Below are 17,193 nucleotides of genomic sequence, written 5' to 3'. Positions count from 1 at the left end.
CTAAATAGTGGGGAAATTCTTCACTTATTTAGTACTTATAGAAATGAGAGGAGAATGTACATGGATGTATCATTATTATTGGAGTATGGTTGGGTATTACTCATCCTAATTGCACTAGAGGGGATTTTAGCGGCTGATAACGCTCTTGTTCTTGCAATTATGGTAAAACATTTACCAGAAGAAAAACGAAAGAAAGCACTATTTTACGGATTAGCGGGGGCATTTGTTTTCCGTTTCGGATCATTATTTATGATTTCGTTCCTAGTCGACGTATGGCAAGTGCAAGCAATCGGTGCCATTTACCTTATGTTTATCGCTGGTAATCACTTATTTAAAACGTATGTTAAAAAGAATACGGATGAAGAAACAGAAGAAAAAGAAGCAAAGAAAAAACAAGAGAACTTTTGGTGGACTGTATTTAAAGTTGAGGTTGCTGATATCGCCTTCGCAGTTGATTCAATTTTAGCTGCTGTTGCATTAGCAATGACTTTACCGAAAACAGGATTAGGTACAATTGGTAGTCTTGATACTGGGCAATTCGTTGTTATCTTTGTAGGTGGACTTATCGGATTAATCATTATGCGATTTGCAGCAACTGCTTTCGTACAAATCTTAAAACGTAAACCAGGACTTGAAACTGCAGCATTCTTAATCGTAGGTTGGGTTGGTGTGAAACTAGCAGTTTATACTTTAGCACACCCTGCATTAAATGTAATTCCGCATTCATTCCCAGAATCTACACCTTGGAAGCTTACATTCTGGATTGTATTAGTTGGAATCGCAGTTGGCGGCTGGTTCTTCTCGAAAGAAGTAGAAGTAAAAGTAGAAAAGAATTTAGACGAAAAAGCGCTGTAATTACAGCGCTTTTTCTTTTTCCTTTCTTCCTCTCAATGTCCAGAAAAATTTCTATTGTACTACATTTTGCAAACGTTTTCTTGATGTATGTATGTCCTTTTTGTGAAACATTGCACAAACTTATTGAAACTATGATCGAATCCATGTACTTTATTCATATAAAGAGTATTTATAGATGATGTACTAAAGGAGCGTATTACTCATGCTAGAACAAGGATTAGATTATGTTGTCAAACTGGCTAAGAGCAAAAAACAAATGCTAGATACAAACCCGATGCAATATTTCATTCGTGCCGCACTTGCGGGTATTTATATCGGTTTTATTATTGTACTATGTTTTAAATTAGGTAACTTTTTTCACATTGCAGATTCACCAGCAACTTATTTAGCTGCTTCTATGTTTTTCGGAATTGCCCTCGTACTTATTATATATGGCGGTGCTGAATTGTTTACTGGCAACACAATGTACTTCACTGTAGCAACTTTAAGAAAAGAAACAACGATTTCTGATACACTTCGTAACTGGGTCGCTTGTTATGCCGGGAATTTAGCTGGAGCTTTATTCTTTGCCTTACTATTTTATGCAACTGGAATTTTCGAAGCAATTGATCACGGTCATTTCATGAATAAAGTAGTAGAAGGAAAAATGAATACACCTACAATGCAATTATTCTTTAAAGCAATTTTATGTAACTGGCTTGTATGTCTTGCGTGTTTCTTACCTTCTCAAGTGAAAGGTGATACAGCAAAAATTATGATGATGATGCTACTCGTTTTCACATTCTTCTTATCTGGTTACGAGCATAGCATTGCAAACTTATCACTGTTTGCTTTATCTTTAATTTCACCGCATCCGGAGACAATTTCTTTTACAGGTGCTATTCATAACTTAATTCCAGTTACAATCGGTAACATTATTGGTGGGTCTGTATTTGTTGGTATGGTTTACCATTACTTAACAAAGAAAGTACCTGACGTGAAACAAGAAGAAACTGAACTAGTAGCAGCTCAACAAGAAGAAATCATTCCGTTGCAAGCGCATATGAAACATTAAAAACTCCAAAGTTTTACTTTGGAGTTTTTAGCTCCCCACATATTTAACAACAAGGTGAGGATTAATTTCCCCTTCTTCCTTTCCCTTATTAATCCTCTGTTTCATCTTGTGCATACCGATGACATCATTCATATGAAGGTGAGCTTCATTTACATATAAACCCTCTTTACAAAAAACTTCTACAAAATCTAATCCACTTTTTTCTCCCCATCCCATGTTAAAGTCAAGGGAAAGAATATTCACCTCATAATCCCGAACCATTTGCAAAGCACATTCTACTGTAGTTGCCGGTACATACCCGTACGGGCAACTTCTTTGATCATCCATATATACATTCATTTTCTATCCCCTCTCTATTTTGTATACGTGACCAACATGTAACATATTGCCCCAAGGCTAATAAAAGGACCAAACGGAATTTGGCTCCTCATTTTCATACGTTTTAATACTATACCAGCTCCAAAGAAACAAAGACTAAAACAAGATGCTAAAAATAAAATCATAAAAATCCCTTTTAGTCCCACTATAAATCCAAGCAACGAAAGTAATTTTATATCCCCTCCACCAAGCCCTTCTGGATATATCTTTTGCATGCAATATAACAAAATGAATATAACGCTACTACCAACTATACTATCTGTCCAAGTGACTAACGGTACAAAAATACATTCTAAAATGAGCAAACAGGCAAACCAAACTAAAATACGATTTGGGATTAACATATATATGTAATCTGTAACTGAAATAATAAGAAGTAATGAAAATAGCGATAAAATAATAATAAGCTCTCGTTCCACCCCAATCATGTATACAGTAAGAAGAAATATCATTCCGGTTACAAGTTCAAATACTACATACAAAATTGAAATAGCCCTCTTACAATTCGTACAACGTCCCCTTTGTATACAAAATGAAATGATTGGGATCAATTCTTTTGGCTTTAGCACATACTTACAATAATGACAATGTGAACGCGGGGTAATGATAGACTCACCTAGTGGCACTCTCATCGCAATTACCATAAAAAAAGAACCAAACACCATCCCCACTAACAATGCATATAAATAAGTGAACATCCCTTCCTCTCCTTTCCAGAAGAACATAGCAAAAAAAGGAGAGAACTTCTACTTCATATTATCTCTATTCTATTAAAAAAGCAGGCCATTTTCTGGCCTGCTTTCCCCTCTTTTATACGATGAAATATACTGCTTTTAATGGTCCATGTACTCCGACAACAAGATTCATTTCAATATCTGCTGAGTTACTAGGTCCTGTAATAAAGTTAATACAAGATGCCACTGTCTCACCATTTTCTACACGTGTGTTCATATCCTGAACTGCTTGTGTAATACGAGGCACAAGTGTTTCACGTGGAATAATAGCAAAGTAGACCGTCGGTAAAAAGTGTAAAGAACGTCCTTGACCTTTATGACTTTGTACCACAATCGTACCAGATTCAGCTAAAGTATAATCACTAAATGCGATTCCAATATTCGCTCTTTCTGCGATACGCATATTCTCTTCTTTTTTCTCAGGATCCCACACATTCACTTCAACATTTTGCTTTGGAAGCTCTTCTTTAAATAAAGAAGTCAATCCATAAGAATCAAAACGTTCATCTGCCGATAACATAATAGGTCCCCCGCCGTTTTCCACGATTACTTTTTGAATATCCTCACGTAAACGGTCGTTTGTCGTTTCCACTACAGTTGTATGAATGTTTGTACATTGATTTTTAAATACTTCTAACAATTCTTCTTGTGAATAATCTTTTAGCGTTTCTACATTCACATTACTTTTCCATGCTGGACGCTTTACGCCCTCCGTTTTCCGCTCACGTCCAAGTTCTTTTGCAATATTATCTAGAAAGGACTCACGGTTTTGAATTAATCCTGTCATTATTTGTCCCCGCCTTTCTTATGATCTTTATACCAATCACGGAACCGTTCTTTACTTGGAGCTGGGAATTCACGAATATCTGTCCAGTTTTTAAGTGGCCCAACACCTTTTGATACACGGTTACCAGATGTAAATGGACTCATTGCTGCTGGCGCCATTTTTGATCCCATTTTATATAAAGCTGCTGAAGATGCACCCATACTAAACATTTTCATTGCTAATTTTTCTGCAAGTGGAGCACGTCCTTCTTGCTCAACAATTACTTGACGATGTTTTAATAATAAATCATGCAATGGTATTTTTACTGGACAAGCTTCTGTACACGCTCCGCATAAACTAGAGGCATAAGGAAGCTCTTTGTAATCATCATATCCGCCTAAAAGTGGAGTTAATACCGCTCCGATTGGTCCTGAGTATATAGAACCATACGAATGTCCACCAACGTGACGATATACAGGACATACGTTAACACAAGCAGCACAACGAATACATTGCAATACTGAGCGGAATTCAGAGCCAAGAATTTGAGAGCGGCCATTATCAACAACAACTAAGTGGAATTCTTCTGGTCCATCTACTTCCTCTTCTTGAATTGGTCCCGCTACAGTTACATAACTTGTTAATTTTTGCCCTACTGCACTACGACATAGTAAACCAACTAAAACATCTAATTCTTCCATTGTTGGAACCATACGTTCCATACCCATTACTGCAATTTGAGTTTTCGGAATCGACATAACAAGATCGGCATTACCTTCGTTCGTTACCAAACAAAGAGAACCAGTATTTGCAACTGCAAAGTTACAACCTGTTACACCAATTTCCGCATCCATAAATTTCTCACGAAGTTGCTTGCGAACAAACTTTGTCATTTCGTATGGATCATCAGAATTTTCATAGCCAAGCTTTTCTTTAAATACATCACGAATTTGCGTTCTATTTTTATGAAGTGCAGGCGCAATAATATGTGAAGGTGGATCGTTATCTACTTGCAAGATATACTCTCCTAAGTCACTTTCTAACACTTCACAACCAATCTCTTCAAGGGCATGATTCATACTAATTTCTTCAGTTACCATTGATTTTGATTTTACAACTTTCTTCGCTTGTTTCTTTTTTGCAACGTCTTGAATATACTTTGCTGCTTCCTCTTTCGTTTTCGCAAAGTACACGTGTCCGCCTCTTTTTGATACATTATCACTTAACTGCATTAAGTAATAATCAAGATTTTCTAGCGTATGTTGACGAATTTGTTCACCTAGTTCACGCCACTCTTCCCAATTTCCTAATTCATCCGCTGCTTTTAAGCGGTTCGTATATAAGCGCGTTTGTGCAGAAGATACCGCTCCGCGCATAAAAGAATCTTGAATTCCATCGCCAACGCGATCATTAAATTTTTTCTCACTGATTTTCATAGACATAGCTTATGTTCCCCCTTCATGAGCGACTATTCAGTACCTCAGCAATATGCATTACTTTTATTTCTTTTCCTAAACGCTCAATACGTCCGCCAATGTTTAACAAACACCCACAATCTGCACCGATTAAATAATCAGCACCTGTTTCCATTGCACTATCTACCTTTTCATCTACCATTTGCTCAGAAATTGGAGTCATCTTCACTGAAAACGTTCCCCCAAACCCACAACAATTTTGTGCATTTGGCAGTTCTCTCACAGTTAATCCTTTTACATTTGATAATAAAATTCCTGGTGCCTCTTTTACTCCAAGCAGGCGTGTCATATGACAAGATTTATGAATAGTAGCGATCCCTGGTAAACTTGCACCAACATCTGTCACTTTTAAAACATCTACAATAAATTGCGTCAATTCATATGTTTTATCAGCGACCTTTTGTGCACGTTTAGCCCACTTCGGATCATCTTTAAAAACATGCGGATACTCATGAAACATTGTCGCACAAGAACCAGATGGTGTAACGATATATTCTGCATCTTCGAAAGTTTCAATCATATGTTTCATCGCTTCTTTTGCTGCTTCTACATGGCCGCTATTATAAGCAGGCTGACCACAACAAACTTGTGCTTCTGGAAATTCAATTTCACAACCTAAACGCTCCAACACTTCAACTGTTGCTTTGCCGACGTTTGTTTCAAACATATCGACTAAACAAGTAACAAATAAAGTAACTTTCATAACTATTACTCCCCCTTTTTACAACTCCACCAACAAACATATGGTCATCAGATGACTAAAGAAAGAAGAAGTAGGCTCAACCATGGCCTATCCTCTCCCTCTTCTAAAGAAAACGCTTACTTAATCTCTCTCTATTTTATCAAAAAATTTGATTTTTAAAAGATTAAATTACGAATTTATATCGTTTTTACCTGTGACAATGTGTTCTACATTTGTTAAATGATCTAGCATTGCTTGCTGCGCTAATTCTACATCTTGCTTTAACACTGCATCATATATAACTTGATGCTCTTCTATAAGTCGTTCTGATGTTGTTTGTTCACCATATAAAATAATGCGTCTTGATTCACCAATCGTTTCAGCAATCATCTCTGAAACGTGATTCATGAGTTCAAGCAAAATGTTGTTATGCGAAGACTCCGCAATTCCCATATGGAACTGAAAATCTGCTTTTTCGCCAGCCTTTTCATCTCCAATGCTCTTTGCCATTTCATCTAACCAATGCTTCATATTTTGCAAATTATCTTCCGTACGCTTTGCCGCAGCTGCTCGAACTGCCCCCACTTCAAGCACCTTTCGTACTTCTAATAAGTTCAAAATATCTTCTTTCTTCATTAATAATTTATTGTTTAATGATTTTGTTAATGAAGAAGAATCGAAATTCTTCACATATGTACCTTCTCCTTGTTTCATCTCAATTAAGCCCATTGCTCTTAGCGCACTTAACGCTTCACGAACAGCAGATCTACCAACTTGAAACTGCTCAGCTAATTGATGTACAGGAAGTAGTTTGTCACCAGGTTTTAACGTACCATTTTTAATCATTGTTAAAATAGCTTCAGATACTTCTTCGTAAATCTTTTTCGGTTTAATAGATTTGTACTCCAGTTAAATCACCTCAGTATCTTCCAAACAACAATTGAAACGATTTATAAGAACTTTGCATCATAACTATTTTAGAACGAATTGGTAAGAAGTACAAATGTTTTGTTCATAAAATCGTCAAATTCTTAATATTTATTTGCTATTAATTTATATGTATTCATGAAAAAAAGCATATCCTTCACGTTAGAACATGCTTTCTTCAACTTGTATTTTCAATTTAATACTAACCGTCGTTCCATTCCCTTTTTCACTTTCAATTCGCCACTGTCCATCATGGATATGAACAATTTGTCTGACAATGGCAAGGCCTAAACCTGTTCCACCATGTTGACGACTTCTTGCTTTATCAACGCGGTAAAAACGTTCACCAAGATTTTCTAAATGCTCTGTTTCAATACCGATTCCTGTATCTTTTATGTTTAATTCACAGTAATCATCTATCTGCCTGAGTGTTATCACAATATCCCCGTTTTGATTTGTATACCGTATCGCATTATCTAACACGTTATGAAGTACTTGTTGCATACGATCCTCATCAATCATTACAATGATTTCTGGATTTAAATTCGTTGAAATACGAATTTTCTTTTCTATAAACTTAATCTCATACGTATCTAACACATCTTCAATGAGTTGTGAAAAAACGATAGGTTGTTTCTTTAATGGAAAATGTTCACCTTCTAATTGTGCTAAATCTAATAAATCATGAACGAGACGCTGCATACGACCTGCTTCTTTATGAATAAGCTGTGTTACTTTTTCTTGCTGTGGTCCCTTCGCTATACCATCTAAAATAGCTTCGCTATATCCTTTTATATAACTAAGCGGTGTTCTTAGTTCATGCGAAACGTTAGCTAAAAATTCCTTACGCTTTACGTCTTCTGTCTCTAAAGAATTTGCCATTTTATTAAATGCTTTTCCTAACCGTCCAATTTCATCTTCCGAAGAAATTGTAATCCGTTCTGAGAAATCTCCTGTAGCCAAATGATTAGCAACTCGTTCCATTTGCGAAAGCGGTCTCGTAATAGCAATAATAATCTTTCTACCAATCCATATTGTCAGTAAAGTCATAGCAAGTGCTAACGGTGCTAAAATAAGGCCCATATCATATATTAAGTCTTTTATACTTTTTAAAGGAATATAAGAATATACGATGCCAACTAATTTTTTATTTTCTAAAACAGGGATGACAACCCCCATAATATTTCGGTCAAAATGTTCCTCATATCCTATCTTTGTCACAGTTTTCCCATCTAATAATGCTTGCCTGTCCCCTTCACTTATAAGAGAATGATGATGAACATCAAAAGGTAAACACGCGCTTAAATCACGCGGATTAGATACGAAAAGAACGTCTGAACTAGATATTTGATCAAATGCTCTTACTTTCTCTTCAAAAGTTGATATGCCTTCACGCTTATCATATTGCGCAGCAAGACGCTTCCCTTCCATTACTAATGAATCTTTTAAATTATCAACGTATAGTTTTTCATACGAGTATAAAGATACAAAATAAAGAAAGGAAACTGTTACACATACTGCACATACTACTGTAAGCCAAAGCTTCTGTACCATCGTAAACATACGTTACACCTCAAATTTATAGCCTACACCCCAAACGGTTTGAATGTAGTTTCCACTTTCTCCAAGCTTCAAACGCATCGTTTTCACGTGCGTATCTACTGTTCTTGTACTTCCGGCATAATCATATCCCCATACCTTTTCCAGCAATTGTTCCCGGCTAAATACTTGGCCCGTATGTTGGCAAAGAAAATAGAGTAAATCAAACTCTTTTACTGTAAGAGAAATCGGCTCACCATCAGCCTCAATCTTCCTACTTTTTTCATTAATAAGGATCGGTCCAAACTGAATCTCCTCTTGTTGCTCTTGCTTTGTATAACGTCTTAACACAGCTTCCATACGAGCAATTAACTCTCCAGGACTAAATGGCTTTACAATATAATCATCTGCTCCCATACGTAAGCCGTTCACCCTATTCCACTCTTCACCTTTTGCTGTTAAAAATATAATTGGTACATCCGACGTTTTTCTAATTTCTTTACAAACTGAAAGTCCATCCATCTCTGGCATCATAATATCTAATACAACGAAATCATAATGATCCGTCTCTAATTTTTTTAGAGCCTCTTTTCCATTTTCAGCTTCTCCCCACTCGTATCCGAAATTATCTAAGTACATTCCAACAAGCTGCCTCATATCACTTTCATCATCTACAACTAGCACCCTATATTTACTCATTGTCCTTCCCTTCTCTCTCTATGAGTTGAAACGGCCCTTTTCCGACTTTAATTGTTTGTTTTATTTTCAAATTCTTCATATCTATGATGCACACTTCATCACTATCATAGCTTGCTACGTATCCTTCTGCTCCGCTCTTCAAAAATGCAAATGGGTTCGATCCTACTTCTACAGAAAGCACCTCTTTATACGTGCTAACATCAAACTTTCTAAGCGTATTCGAACCGTGACTTAATGCATATACATACTTATCATCCTTCGTTATATTCACAGGCATAAACGGAGCATGTAAAGAACGTACCATTTCTCCGCTCTGCAATGAATACACTAATACTTTCTCATTGACTTGATTTCCATCACCATGTCCGCCAATCCATATTTCTTTCCCACCTGAGCTAATTGTCGCTCCCGTTGATGCTGGGGGAATCATAAAGGATTGTATCACTTCTTTTTTCTTTGTATCAATTGTCGTTAACTTCGTATCATAAAAGTTTAATACAGATAACTGGTTATGGTACTCTACCATCGTTATTGGGCCTTTTCCGGTTGACACACTCCCTGTCTCTTTCCCTTTTATCGTAAAGAACCTTACCTTTTGAGCAGTTTGATCGGCAGCAAATAATTGCTTTTTATCTTCGGATACAATTACATTTACAATGCCTTTTCCAGTTTTATATTTGTCCACTTGCCTTCCTTCTGCTAGTGAATATACATACATGTACTCTAACTGCTTCCCATATACAAGTATGTCCTCGCCGTTTGGAAGTAGTGCAACTCCTGCCATTGGTTCATTAAGTTCCCATGTCGTAATTAATTTTTTAGTTTGTTTGTCAACAAAACTAATACTACCTTCTTTTATATTCGTTGTTATAATAACACTTTTATCTTTAGCAATAGGTGTATATGAACTTCCTTGACACCCTACTAATAGAAATAAAAAACAGAGAAGAAAAACATACTTTCTCAAAAGATTCCCTCCATCTTCGGATGATTTCGTTATAATTGTAAAATAACAAATAAATGTGTGGAAAGTGTGAAATTTCCCTTTCTTACTTCATTTACATATATAATGTACAACAAATAGAATTTGAGGTGTGCAAATTATGCTTTTTCCTGATTTAGCGAATAAAATTGTACGAGAAGTACGCAGACTAATTAAAGAAAATATCATTATTATTAATATACAAGGCGTTATTATCGCAAGTACAGATGTAAAAAGAATCGGTCAATTTCATGAAGGTGCACTCCAATGCGCGAAACAAAAGAAAACTGTCATTATTACAAAAGAAGATGAGCGACGTTTGCAAGGCGTAAAGGCCGGTATGAACCTCCCCTTACTATTTCATGACGAAGTAATTGGTGTCATTGGAATTACAGGCGAACCTGAAAACATTTCACAATACGGAGAAATATTACGTAAAATGACCGAACTACTCATTCACGAAAACTACTTTTTAGAACAACTAGAACTCGAACACCGTTCTTATGAAGCATTTGTCTTTGATTGGCTCCAAAATACAGACTGGTCTCCAAGCTTTCTCGATCGCGCAAAAACACTTGGTATTGATTTATATAAGAAGAAACAACTCATTTTGTTCTCTATCGATCAAAATGACACGATGCTTCAGCGTAAGATTTGGCAACACGTACGCAATCTATTAACAAAAGAGCATCTATTTGTTCGCTGGGGAAACGATCGATTTATTTTATTTACAGCCACGAACTCCAAAGAGCAAACGTATCAATTTTTAACACGATTAAAACAAGACTGTGAAAATTCGTTTTCTATTCCTTTATATATCGGGATTGGACAATCCGTTACGCCAAGCAATATGAACTTATCGTACGAACAAGCATTACAAGCCCTTTCCGTATCACTTGAAACGAAACAAATTATATTTAATGAAGATTTACGCTTAGAAATGTGCTTACAAGATATTTCTGCAGAAACGCGGGAACAGTTTCTAAGACGAACGATCGAAAACTTACTATCATTTCCTGAGCTTATGCACACTTTACGCTTATTTATCGATTATAACCAATCCTATAAGCAAACAGCTGAACAATTACATATACACATTAACACTTTGCATTACAGACTTAAAAAGATTGAGGAGCATACAGGACTTGACCCGAAACAATTCAAAGACTTACATATTTTATACTTCTCGCTACTCTTATTAGATAATCATACAAAAAAGAATGATAAAACAGATTAATCTTTAGATGATTATACATAGAAAGAATCCCCCAACTTTTTTATCATTATAATGAAAGCACTGTTACAACGTTTTTTATACTGATTAAATACGTTAACAGTTTGAGGGGGATTTCCAATGTTAGAAAAGCAAATTATTCATTCATTCGTATCCATTGTTGGCGAAGATAATGTAGATACATCCAATATGGGGCGTTTAACGTATAGTTATGATGCCACTCCAAACTTCCAAGCAATGCCTGATGCAGTCATTGCTCCTCGTAATACAAATGAAGTAGCTGACGTGTTAAAAGTATGTAACACTCATAAAATTCCTGTATATGTTCGTGGCTCTGGAACAAACCTTTGCGCAGGAACATGCCCACTTGAAGGCGGTATCGTCCTTATCTTCCGCCATATGAATAACATTTTAGAAATTGATGAAGAGAATTTAACAATTACTGTACAAGCTGGTGTCATTACACTTGATATTATTAAAGCGGTAGAAGAAAAAGGTTTATTTTATCCACCAGATCCAAGCTCAATGAAAATTTCTACAATCGGCGGTAACATTAATGAAAACTCAGGTGGCTTACGCGGATTAAAATATGGCGTAACACGTGATTATGTGATGGGTCTTGAACTTGTCTTACCAAATGGTGATATTATTCGCACTGGTGGTAAATTAGCAAAAGATGTAGCTGGTTACGATTTAACTCGGTTATTTATCGGTTCTGAAGGAACACTTGGCGTCGTAACAGAAGCAATATTAAAACTTGTTCCTATGCCTGAAACGAAGAAAACAATGCTTGCGCTATATGAAGATATTAATGAAGCTGCACGTGCTGTTTCTTCTATTATTGCAAATAAAATCATTCCAGCGACACTTGAGTTTTTAGATCAACCAACAATCGAAGTAGTAGAAGAATTTGCACAAATCGGTTTGCCAACTGACGTAAAAGCAATTTTATTAATTGAACAAGACGGCCCGCCCGAAGTTGTCAATCGAGATATTGAAAAAATGGCTAACGTTTGTCGTTCTATGAATGCAGTCGATGTTCGCGTTGCAAAAGATGAAGCAGAAGCAGATGCGCTTCGGACAGCTCGCCGTAGTGCACTATCAGCACTTGCAAGACTAAAACCTACAACAATACTGGAAGATGCAACGGTACCACGTTCACAGATAGCTCCAATGGTTGAAGCAATTAATGCGATTGCCAAAAAATATAATATTCCTATTTGTACGTTTGGACATGCTGGTGATGGTAACCTACATCCAACTTGTATGACAGATGCTCGTAATGAAGAAGAAATGCACAGGGCTGAACAAGCTTTTGCTGAAATATTTGCAAAAGCAATCGAACTTGGTGGCACAATTACTGGTGAACATGGCGTTGGTGCGATGAAAGCTCCGTATTTAGAAATGAAATTAGGTAAAGAAGGTATCGCTGCTATGCAAGGAATTAAACAAGCCTTCGATCCGAATAACATTATGAATCCAGGCAAGATGTTCGCGAAAGACACTCGCAAAAGAGTGGTGGTTGAACGATGACAACCTTAAATAAAGAAAACATTCAAAAGGAATTTAAAGAACGATTAAGTGAAGATGAACTACTAAACTGTATGCGATGCGGTTTCTGCTTACCAACTTGCCCTACTTATATCCAATCTGGATATAAAGAATCACATTCACCCCGAGGACGTATCGCATTAATGAAAGCGGTCGTTGACGGTTTAATTGAGCCAGATGAAGATGTTGAAAACACATTAAATGTTTGCCTCGGCTGCCGTGCTTGTGAACCTGTTTGTCCATCTGGTATGAATTATGGACATTTATTAGAAGAAACTCGTGATATTATAAATCAAAATAAAAAGTTCTCGGTGCCAGTGAGAGCCGTTCGTAAAGTCGTTTTTGAAGGACTATTCCCGCATCAAAATCGAATGAGAACATTAACAGGACTAATCGGATTTTATCAGCGTTCTGGTTTACAAACGCTAACACATAAAACAGGGATTATGAAGTTATTCCCTGAAACACTTGCAACAATGGATCTCGTTTTGCCAAAAGTCCCTAAAATGAAAGCAATGAAAGATCGTCCTGCATTTTTACCTGCTGAAAGTACAAAGAAGAAACAAGTTGCATTCTTCACAGGTTGTTTAATGGATACGATGTTTTTAGAAACAAATAACGCAACGATGAAACTTCTTCAATTAGCTGGTTGTGATATCGTTATTCCGAAAACACAAAGTTGCTGCGGGGCATTACATGGACATGCTGGTGAGAAAAGCGGAGCAAAAGAACTAGCGAAACGCAATATAAAAGCATTCGAAGATTTAAACATCGACTATATTATTACGAATGCCGGTGGTTGCGGAGCTTACCTTGTAGACTACGATTATCTTTTAAAAGACGATCCACAGTGGGCTGAACGCGCAAAGCAGTTTGTTTCTAAAATTAAAGATATTACCGCTATTCTAGTAGAACTAGATTTCCATAAACGTAATGACTTACGACTTCCGTCGCAAATTATTACGTATCAAGACTCTTGTCATTTACGCAATGTTATGCGAACATCTTCAGAACCTCGTATGTTACTAGAAGCAATTCAAGGCGCAACATACCGTGAAATGAAAGATGCAGATCGCTGCTGTGGTTCTGCTGGTATTTACAATATTGTTCATTCAGAGTTATCAATGGAATTTCTAGATTATAAAATGGACCGTGTGCATGAAACAGAAGCAGCAACCATTGTTACTGCAAATCCAGGTTGTTTATTACAAATGAAATTAGGCATTGAGCGAGAAGGTCTTTCTCATAAAATGAGAGGAATTCACATTGTAGATCTATTATTAGAAGCAATTGAAACCAACTCGTAATAACTCGTAACATACGTAATAATAAGAAAACGGCTATCTCCTTCGTCTACGTAAAGAGATAGCCGCTTTTTTGTCCGCTACAACATTAAAAATATGTTACTTTATTATAAAAAAGAACAACAGAAACATTACAGTTTTGTAAAAATCAATCCAGTATATTCCTCAAAAAAATGCTCAAACCATTGATACAATAGGATTCTTCATTTTCATTATAGGTACATTTATCCAAAAACACCCTCTTAAAACGAAGTATAAAAATGCTGAAAATTCCTTTTATACTCTATGTTTCTCTTATTTCCCCTCCTTTCCCCTCTTAGGATAAATTAGGTAAATTTTAAGTCTATGAATTTTTTTCCATCTTTTTTCTTGCAAATTGTATGCTACGATGAATTTGTCAGTCAGACAGGCTGTCAAAAACAAATCGTGTGAAAACAAATTAAAACTTTATATAGGGGGACACACATCATGAAAAAGCGTGTTTTATTATCTGTAGCTGCTGCAACAGCTCTTACTCTAGGAGTATCATCTTTAGATGCACAAGCTGCAACAGTACAACCATCTAACATAAAGGTTCAAAATATTCAGCATTCAAAAGTGATGATGAAGCAAATGAGCCAACAAGAATTACAAGCATTCTTACAATCTATGGGAGTTGAGTCATTAGCACAATGGCAACAAGGAAATTTCCAACCAAACTGCTTCATTCCTGGTCAACAACCAACTGAAAATGTTGTAACTGAGCAACCAACAGCTAAGCCAGAAACTCAAAAGCCTGTTGAACAAAAACCTGCTGAGCAAAAGCCTGCTGAAGAAGTTCAAAAACCAGAAACTCAAAAGCCTGCTGAAAACAACAATACTCAAAAACCTGCTGAACAAAAACCTGCTGAGCAAAAGCCTGCTGAAGAAGCAAAATCTTTAAGCGAATTCGAACAACGTGTTGTTGAATTAACAAACGCTGAGCGTACAAAACAAGGCTTACCAGCATTACAAATCGATACTGAATTAAGCAAAGTAGCACGTATCAAGTCTGAGGATATGCAAAAAAACAACTACTTTGATCATAACAGCCCTACATACGGGTCTCCGTTTGACATGATGAAGAAATTTGGTATTTCTTATAAGTCTGCAGGTGAAAACATCGCTCAAGGCCAACGTACACCTGAAGAAGTAGTACAAGCTTGGATGAACAGTGCTGGACACCGTGCAAACATCTTAAATAACGGCTTCACTCACATCGGTGTTGGCTATGTAGAAAGCGGCAACTACTGGACACAACAATTTATTACGAAGTAAATAGATTAAAAGAGTCTTCTCATAATGAGAAGACTCTTTTTTATGTTTCATAACTTTCTATTATGTATGAGTACAATATGTAGAACATAAACAAAATAGAGCCACAACTTATTACAGTAAGTAACACATAAAATCCCCATTTCAAGTTCAAAAACAATGAGAACAATATACTACATGCCATCACTTGAAAAATCCGCCTGCTCACTAAACGAATTTTTTGTAATTGAATTGGGTCTTTTTCCGTACTCTTAACTTCTTTAAACCCTTTACTAAGCATAAAAAGAAACATACTAATCCCAATTGTTAATCCTGTCTGAAAGGATATCACACTTCCAAAATTAATAAAGAGAATGAGCATATGGATAAACAACATAAATAAAGTAATCGTCTTTAGAAATCCACTTATAATGATATGCTCGCCTTCATTCAACTTATATATATTATGTGAAATAATATACACGCATCCATGTAAAAAAGTAATAAGACAAGGAATAAATGCTATAACAACTTGTTTACTCATAAACTCGTTCGGTCCACCATTTTCATTCCAATGTACTGCCATACGATTTGGTAAATATGGATAGAGACATAGAGTAACTAAAAGACAAGCGAAAAATATTCCTAGTATATATTTATATTTGACCAAGTAATTCTCACCTCTCTTTTCTCTTAACGGCTTCGCTTCTTTTAGAGAAATCCCTGCAAAAATTTACTTTTCTCAAATTTAAACTTACATTTTACGCATTCATTCTTTGAAATTCTTTCATTGTATTATTTAATTTTATAGGAAATGGTACATCCACTTCAATCTCTTCTTTCGTAATTGGATGTAAGAAGTTTATTTTCATCGCATGTAATGCTTGCCCGGACATATATTGCGTTTGCCCACCATATAATACATCCCCGACTAATGGATTACCATTGTAGCTCATATGAACACGAATTTGATGTGTTCTACCTGTTTCTAATTGTAACGTTACGAGGGTAGCATTTTGTTTTTTAAAGTACTTCTCTACTTTATAATATGTGATTGCTTGGTCTCCCTTTGGAGAAACACGTCGTCTCGTCGCATGATGGCGATCTCTTCCAATCGCTGCGTCAATTGTTCCTTGTTTCTTTTTCACTTTTCCTTCCACAAGCGCCGCATATGTTCTTTTAATTTTTCGTTCCATTAATAAACGATCCATAATTGCACCCGCAATTCTATGCTTAGCAAACACGACACCACCTGTCGTATCTTTATCTAACCGATGAATATGACGAACCTTCGTCTCTAAACCTTGCATTTGAAAATGAAAAGCAACAAGGTTTGCAAGTGTTCCCGTCCCGCCTTTTTCAGCAGGATGCGTATCCATCTTCTCAGGCTTATTTACAATAAGTACGTGATCATCTTCATACACTACATGTAATTCACCATACTCAGGCTCTACATCGTATGCTTCCTCTATAAACATATGCACTTGTAACTTATCGCCCTCTTTTAAAAGTTCATTCCATCTTCTCTGTTCCCCGTTAACGGTAACACCTTTTTCCATACGAAGCTGATGTAACAACTTTTTCGGTATTTCCCATTCTATTTTTAATAACGAATCAATACTTCTGCCATTCCATTTCGCTGGAACAGTAATTTCGCACCATTCGCCTTTTTTCTTCGTTTCCATACTGTATCACCTTATTTCTATTGATTCTCTCATTGTAACGGAAAATACAATTTGAT

Annotated in this window: 17 protein-coding genes; 6 read left to right on the top strand and 11 right to left on the bottom strand. The window is 36.2% G+C overall.

Translation table 11 applies throughout. The annotated features are described in order from the left end of the window. Positions 1-60: 60 nt before the first annotated feature. Both FS742_RS16495 and FS742_RS16490 read left to right on the top strand, forming a co-directional pair. Positions 61-855 carry a TerC family protein gene (locus tag FS742_RS16495; protein ID WP_000383326.1) on the top strand — a complete coding sequence of 265 codons (795 nt, stop codon included), beginning with the start codon at positions 61-63 and terminating at the stop codon, positions 853-855. Between the two features lie 202 nt (positions 856-1,057). Further along, entirely contained in the window at positions 1,058-1,909 is an 852-nt protein-coding gene (locus FS742_RS16490) for a formate/nitrite transporter family protein (protein ID WP_144613696.1), read from the top strand. 27 nt (positions 1,910-1,936) lie between these two features. On the opposite strand, the gene FS742_RS16485 is transcribed toward FS742_RS16490, so the two are convergent. The 9 genes from FS742_RS16485 to FS742_RS16445 form a co-directional block, all read right to left on the bottom strand. Further along, the gene (locus FS742_RS16485) at positions 1,937-2,248 is read right to left on the bottom strand and encodes a cyclic-phosphate processing receiver domain-containing protein (RefSeq protein WP_144613695.1); all 312 of its coding nucleotides are present in this window, start codon (positions 2,246-2,248) and stop codon (positions 1,937-1,939) included. A gap of 14 nt (positions 2,249-2,262) precedes the next feature. Continuing rightward, entirely contained in the window at positions 2,263-2,985 is a 723-nt protein-coding gene (locus tag FS742_RS16480) for a prepilin peptidase (RefSeq protein WP_144613693.1), read from the bottom strand. 112 nt (positions 2,986-3,097) lie between these two features. After that, positions 3,098-3,808 (bottom strand): LutC/YkgG family protein, encoded by a 711-nt coding sequence (locus FS742_RS16475; protein WP_000147206.1) that lies wholly within the window; start codon positions 3,806-3,808, stop codon positions 3,098-3,100. After that, the gene (locus tag FS742_RS16470) at positions 3,808-5,229 is read right to left on the bottom strand and encodes a LutB/LldF family L-lactate oxidation iron-sulfur protein (RefSeq protein WP_144613691.1); all 1,422 of its coding nucleotides are present in this window, start codon (positions 5,227-5,229) and stop codon (positions 3,808-3,810) included. Before FS742_RS16470 ends, FS742_RS16475 begins: the two co-directional genes overlap by 1 nt. A gap of 16 nt (positions 5,230-5,245) precedes the next feature. Beyond that, positions 5,246-5,965 carry a (Fe-S)-binding protein gene (locus FS742_RS16465; protein WP_000869154.1) on the bottom strand — a complete coding sequence of 240 codons (720 nt, stop codon included), beginning with the start codon at positions 5,963-5,965 and terminating at the stop codon, positions 5,246-5,248. A gap of 168 nt (positions 5,966-6,133) precedes the next feature. Next, positions 6,134-6,823: a FadR/GntR family transcriptional regulator gene (locus FS742_RS16460; protein ID WP_254913065.1), complete on the bottom strand. Its 690-nt coding sequence runs from the start codon at positions 6,821-6,823 to the stop codon at positions 6,134-6,136. Between the two features lie 210 nt (positions 6,824-7,033). Continuing rightward, on the bottom strand, positions 7,034-8,434 hold the full coding sequence (locus FS742_RS16455) for a sensor histidine kinase (RefSeq protein WP_144613689.1): 1,401 nt from the start codon (positions 8,432-8,434) through the stop codon (positions 7,034-7,036). Positions 8,435-8,437: 3 nt separating this feature from the next. Next, on the bottom strand, positions 8,438-9,109 hold the full coding sequence (locus FS742_RS16450; protein ID WP_000049878.1) for a response regulator transcription factor: 672 nt from the start codon (positions 9,107-9,109) through the stop codon (positions 8,438-8,440). After that, positions 9,102-10,076 (bottom strand): YncE family protein, encoded by a 975-nt coding sequence (locus FS742_RS16445; protein WP_144613687.1) that lies wholly within the window; start codon positions 10,074-10,076, stop codon positions 9,102-9,104. Before FS742_RS16445 ends, FS742_RS16450 begins: the two co-directional genes overlap by 8 nt. A gap of 136 nt (positions 10,077-10,212) precedes the next feature. Here FS742_RS16445 and FS742_RS16440 point away from each other — a divergent pair, with 136 nt between their 5' ends. The 4 genes from FS742_RS16440 to FS742_RS16425 all read left to right on the top strand — a co-directional run bounded on the left by FS742_RS16440 (position 10,213) and on the right by FS742_RS16425 (position 15,476). Further along, positions 10,213-11,328, top strand: a complete 1,116-nt coding sequence (locus FS742_RS16440; protein ID WP_144613685.1) for a CdaR family transcriptional regulator — start codon at positions 10,213-10,215, stop codon at positions 11,326-11,328. Between the two features lie 117 nt (positions 11,329-11,445). After that, positions 11,446-12,858 carry a glycolate oxidase subunit GlcD gene (glcD, locus tag FS742_RS16435; protein WP_144613683.1) on the top strand — a complete coding sequence of 471 codons (1,413 nt, stop codon included), beginning with the start codon at positions 11,446-11,448 and terminating at the stop codon, positions 12,856-12,858. Then, entirely contained in the window at positions 12,855-14,183 is a 1,329-nt protein-coding gene (locus tag FS742_RS16430) for a (Fe-S)-binding protein (RefSeq protein ID WP_144613681.1), read from the top strand. The genes glcD and FS742_RS16430 overlap by 4 nt, the downstream gene beginning before the upstream one ends. A gap of 465 nt (positions 14,184-14,648) precedes the next feature. Beyond that, entirely contained in the window at positions 14,649-15,476 is an 828-nt protein-coding gene (locus FS742_RS16425) for a CAP domain-containing protein (RefSeq protein ID WP_088083445.1), read from the top strand. Between the two features lie 40 nt (positions 15,477-15,516). Here FS742_RS16425 and FS742_RS16420 read toward each other — a convergent pair whose 3' ends face one another. Both FS742_RS16420 and FS742_RS16415 read right to left on the bottom strand, forming a co-directional pair. Then, positions 15,517-16,122 (bottom strand): DUF1648 domain-containing protein, encoded by a 606-nt coding sequence (locus tag FS742_RS16420; protein WP_144613679.1) that lies wholly within the window; start codon positions 16,120-16,122, stop codon positions 15,517-15,519. A 91-nt stretch (positions 16,123-16,213) separates the two neighbouring features. Continuing rightward, positions 16,214-17,137, bottom strand: coding sequence for an RluA family pseudouridine synthase (locus FS742_RS16415; RefSeq protein WP_144613676.1), 924 nt, complete (start codon positions 17,135-17,137; stop codon positions 16,214-16,216). Between the last annotated feature and the right edge of the window lie 56 nt (positions 17,138-17,193).

The sequence above is a fragment of the Bacillus cereus genome (assembly GCF_007678085.1).
GTDB lineage: Bacteria > Bacillota > Bacilli > Bacillales > Bacillaceae_G > Bacillus_A > Bacillus_A cereus_BE.
The sequence above is the reverse complement of the archived record's forward strand: the minus strand, read 5'-3'. Positions and strand labels throughout refer to the sequence as shown.

Bases quoted from the DNA above. Each gene is read 5' to 3' on its own strand.
- FS742_RS16495 (WP_000383326.1), top strand. From the start codon at position 61: ATGGATGTATCATTATTATTGGAGTATGGTTGGGTATTACTCATCCTA.
- FS742_RS16490 (WP_144613696.1), top strand. From the start codon at position 1,058: ATGCTAGAACAAGGATTAGATTATGTTGTCAAACTGGCTAAGAGCAAA.
- FS742_RS16485 (WP_144613695.1), bottom strand. From the start codon at position 2,248: ATGAATGTATATATGGATGATCAAAGAAGTTGCCCGTACGGGTATGTA.
- FS742_RS16480 (WP_144613693.1), bottom strand. From the start codon at position 2,985: ATGTTCACTTATTTATATGCATTGTTAGTGGGGATGGTGTTTGGTTCT.
- FS742_RS16475 (WP_000147206.1), bottom strand. From the start codon at position 3,808: ATGACAGGATTAATTCAAAACCGTGAGTCCTTTCTAGATAATATTGCA.
- FS742_RS16470 (WP_144613691.1), bottom strand. From the start codon at position 5,229: ATGTCTATGAAAATCAGTGAGAAAAAATTTAATGATCGCGTTGGCGAT.
- FS742_RS16465 (WP_000869154.1), bottom strand. From the start codon at position 5,965: ATGAAAGTTACTTTATTTGTTACTTGTTTAGTCGATATGTTTGAAACA.
- FS742_RS16455 (WP_144613689.1), bottom strand. From the start codon at position 8,434: ATGTTTACGATGGTACAGAAGCTTTGGCTTACAGTAGTATGTGCAGTA.
- FS742_RS16450 (WP_000049878.1), bottom strand. From the start codon at position 9,109: ATGAGTAAATATAGGGTGCTAGTTGTAGATGATGAAAGTGATATGAGG.
- FS742_RS16440 (WP_144613685.1), top strand. From the start codon at position 10,213: ATGCTTTTTCCTGATTTAGCGAATAAAATTGTACGAGAAGTACGCAGA.
- glcD (WP_144613683.1), top strand. From the start codon at position 11,446: ATGTTAGAAAAGCAAATTATTCATTCATTCGTATCCATTGTTGGCGAA.
- FS742_RS16430 (WP_144613681.1), top strand. From the start codon at position 12,855: ATGACAACCTTAAATAAAGAAAACATTCAAAAGGAATTTAAAGAACGA.
- FS742_RS16425 (WP_088083445.1), top strand. From the start codon at position 14,649: ATGAAAAAGCGTGTTTTATTATCTGTAGCTGCTGCAACAGCTCTTACT.
- FS742_RS16415 (WP_144613676.1), bottom strand. From the start codon at position 17,137: ATGGAAACGAAGAAAAAAGGCGAATGGTGCGAAATTACTGTTCCAGCG.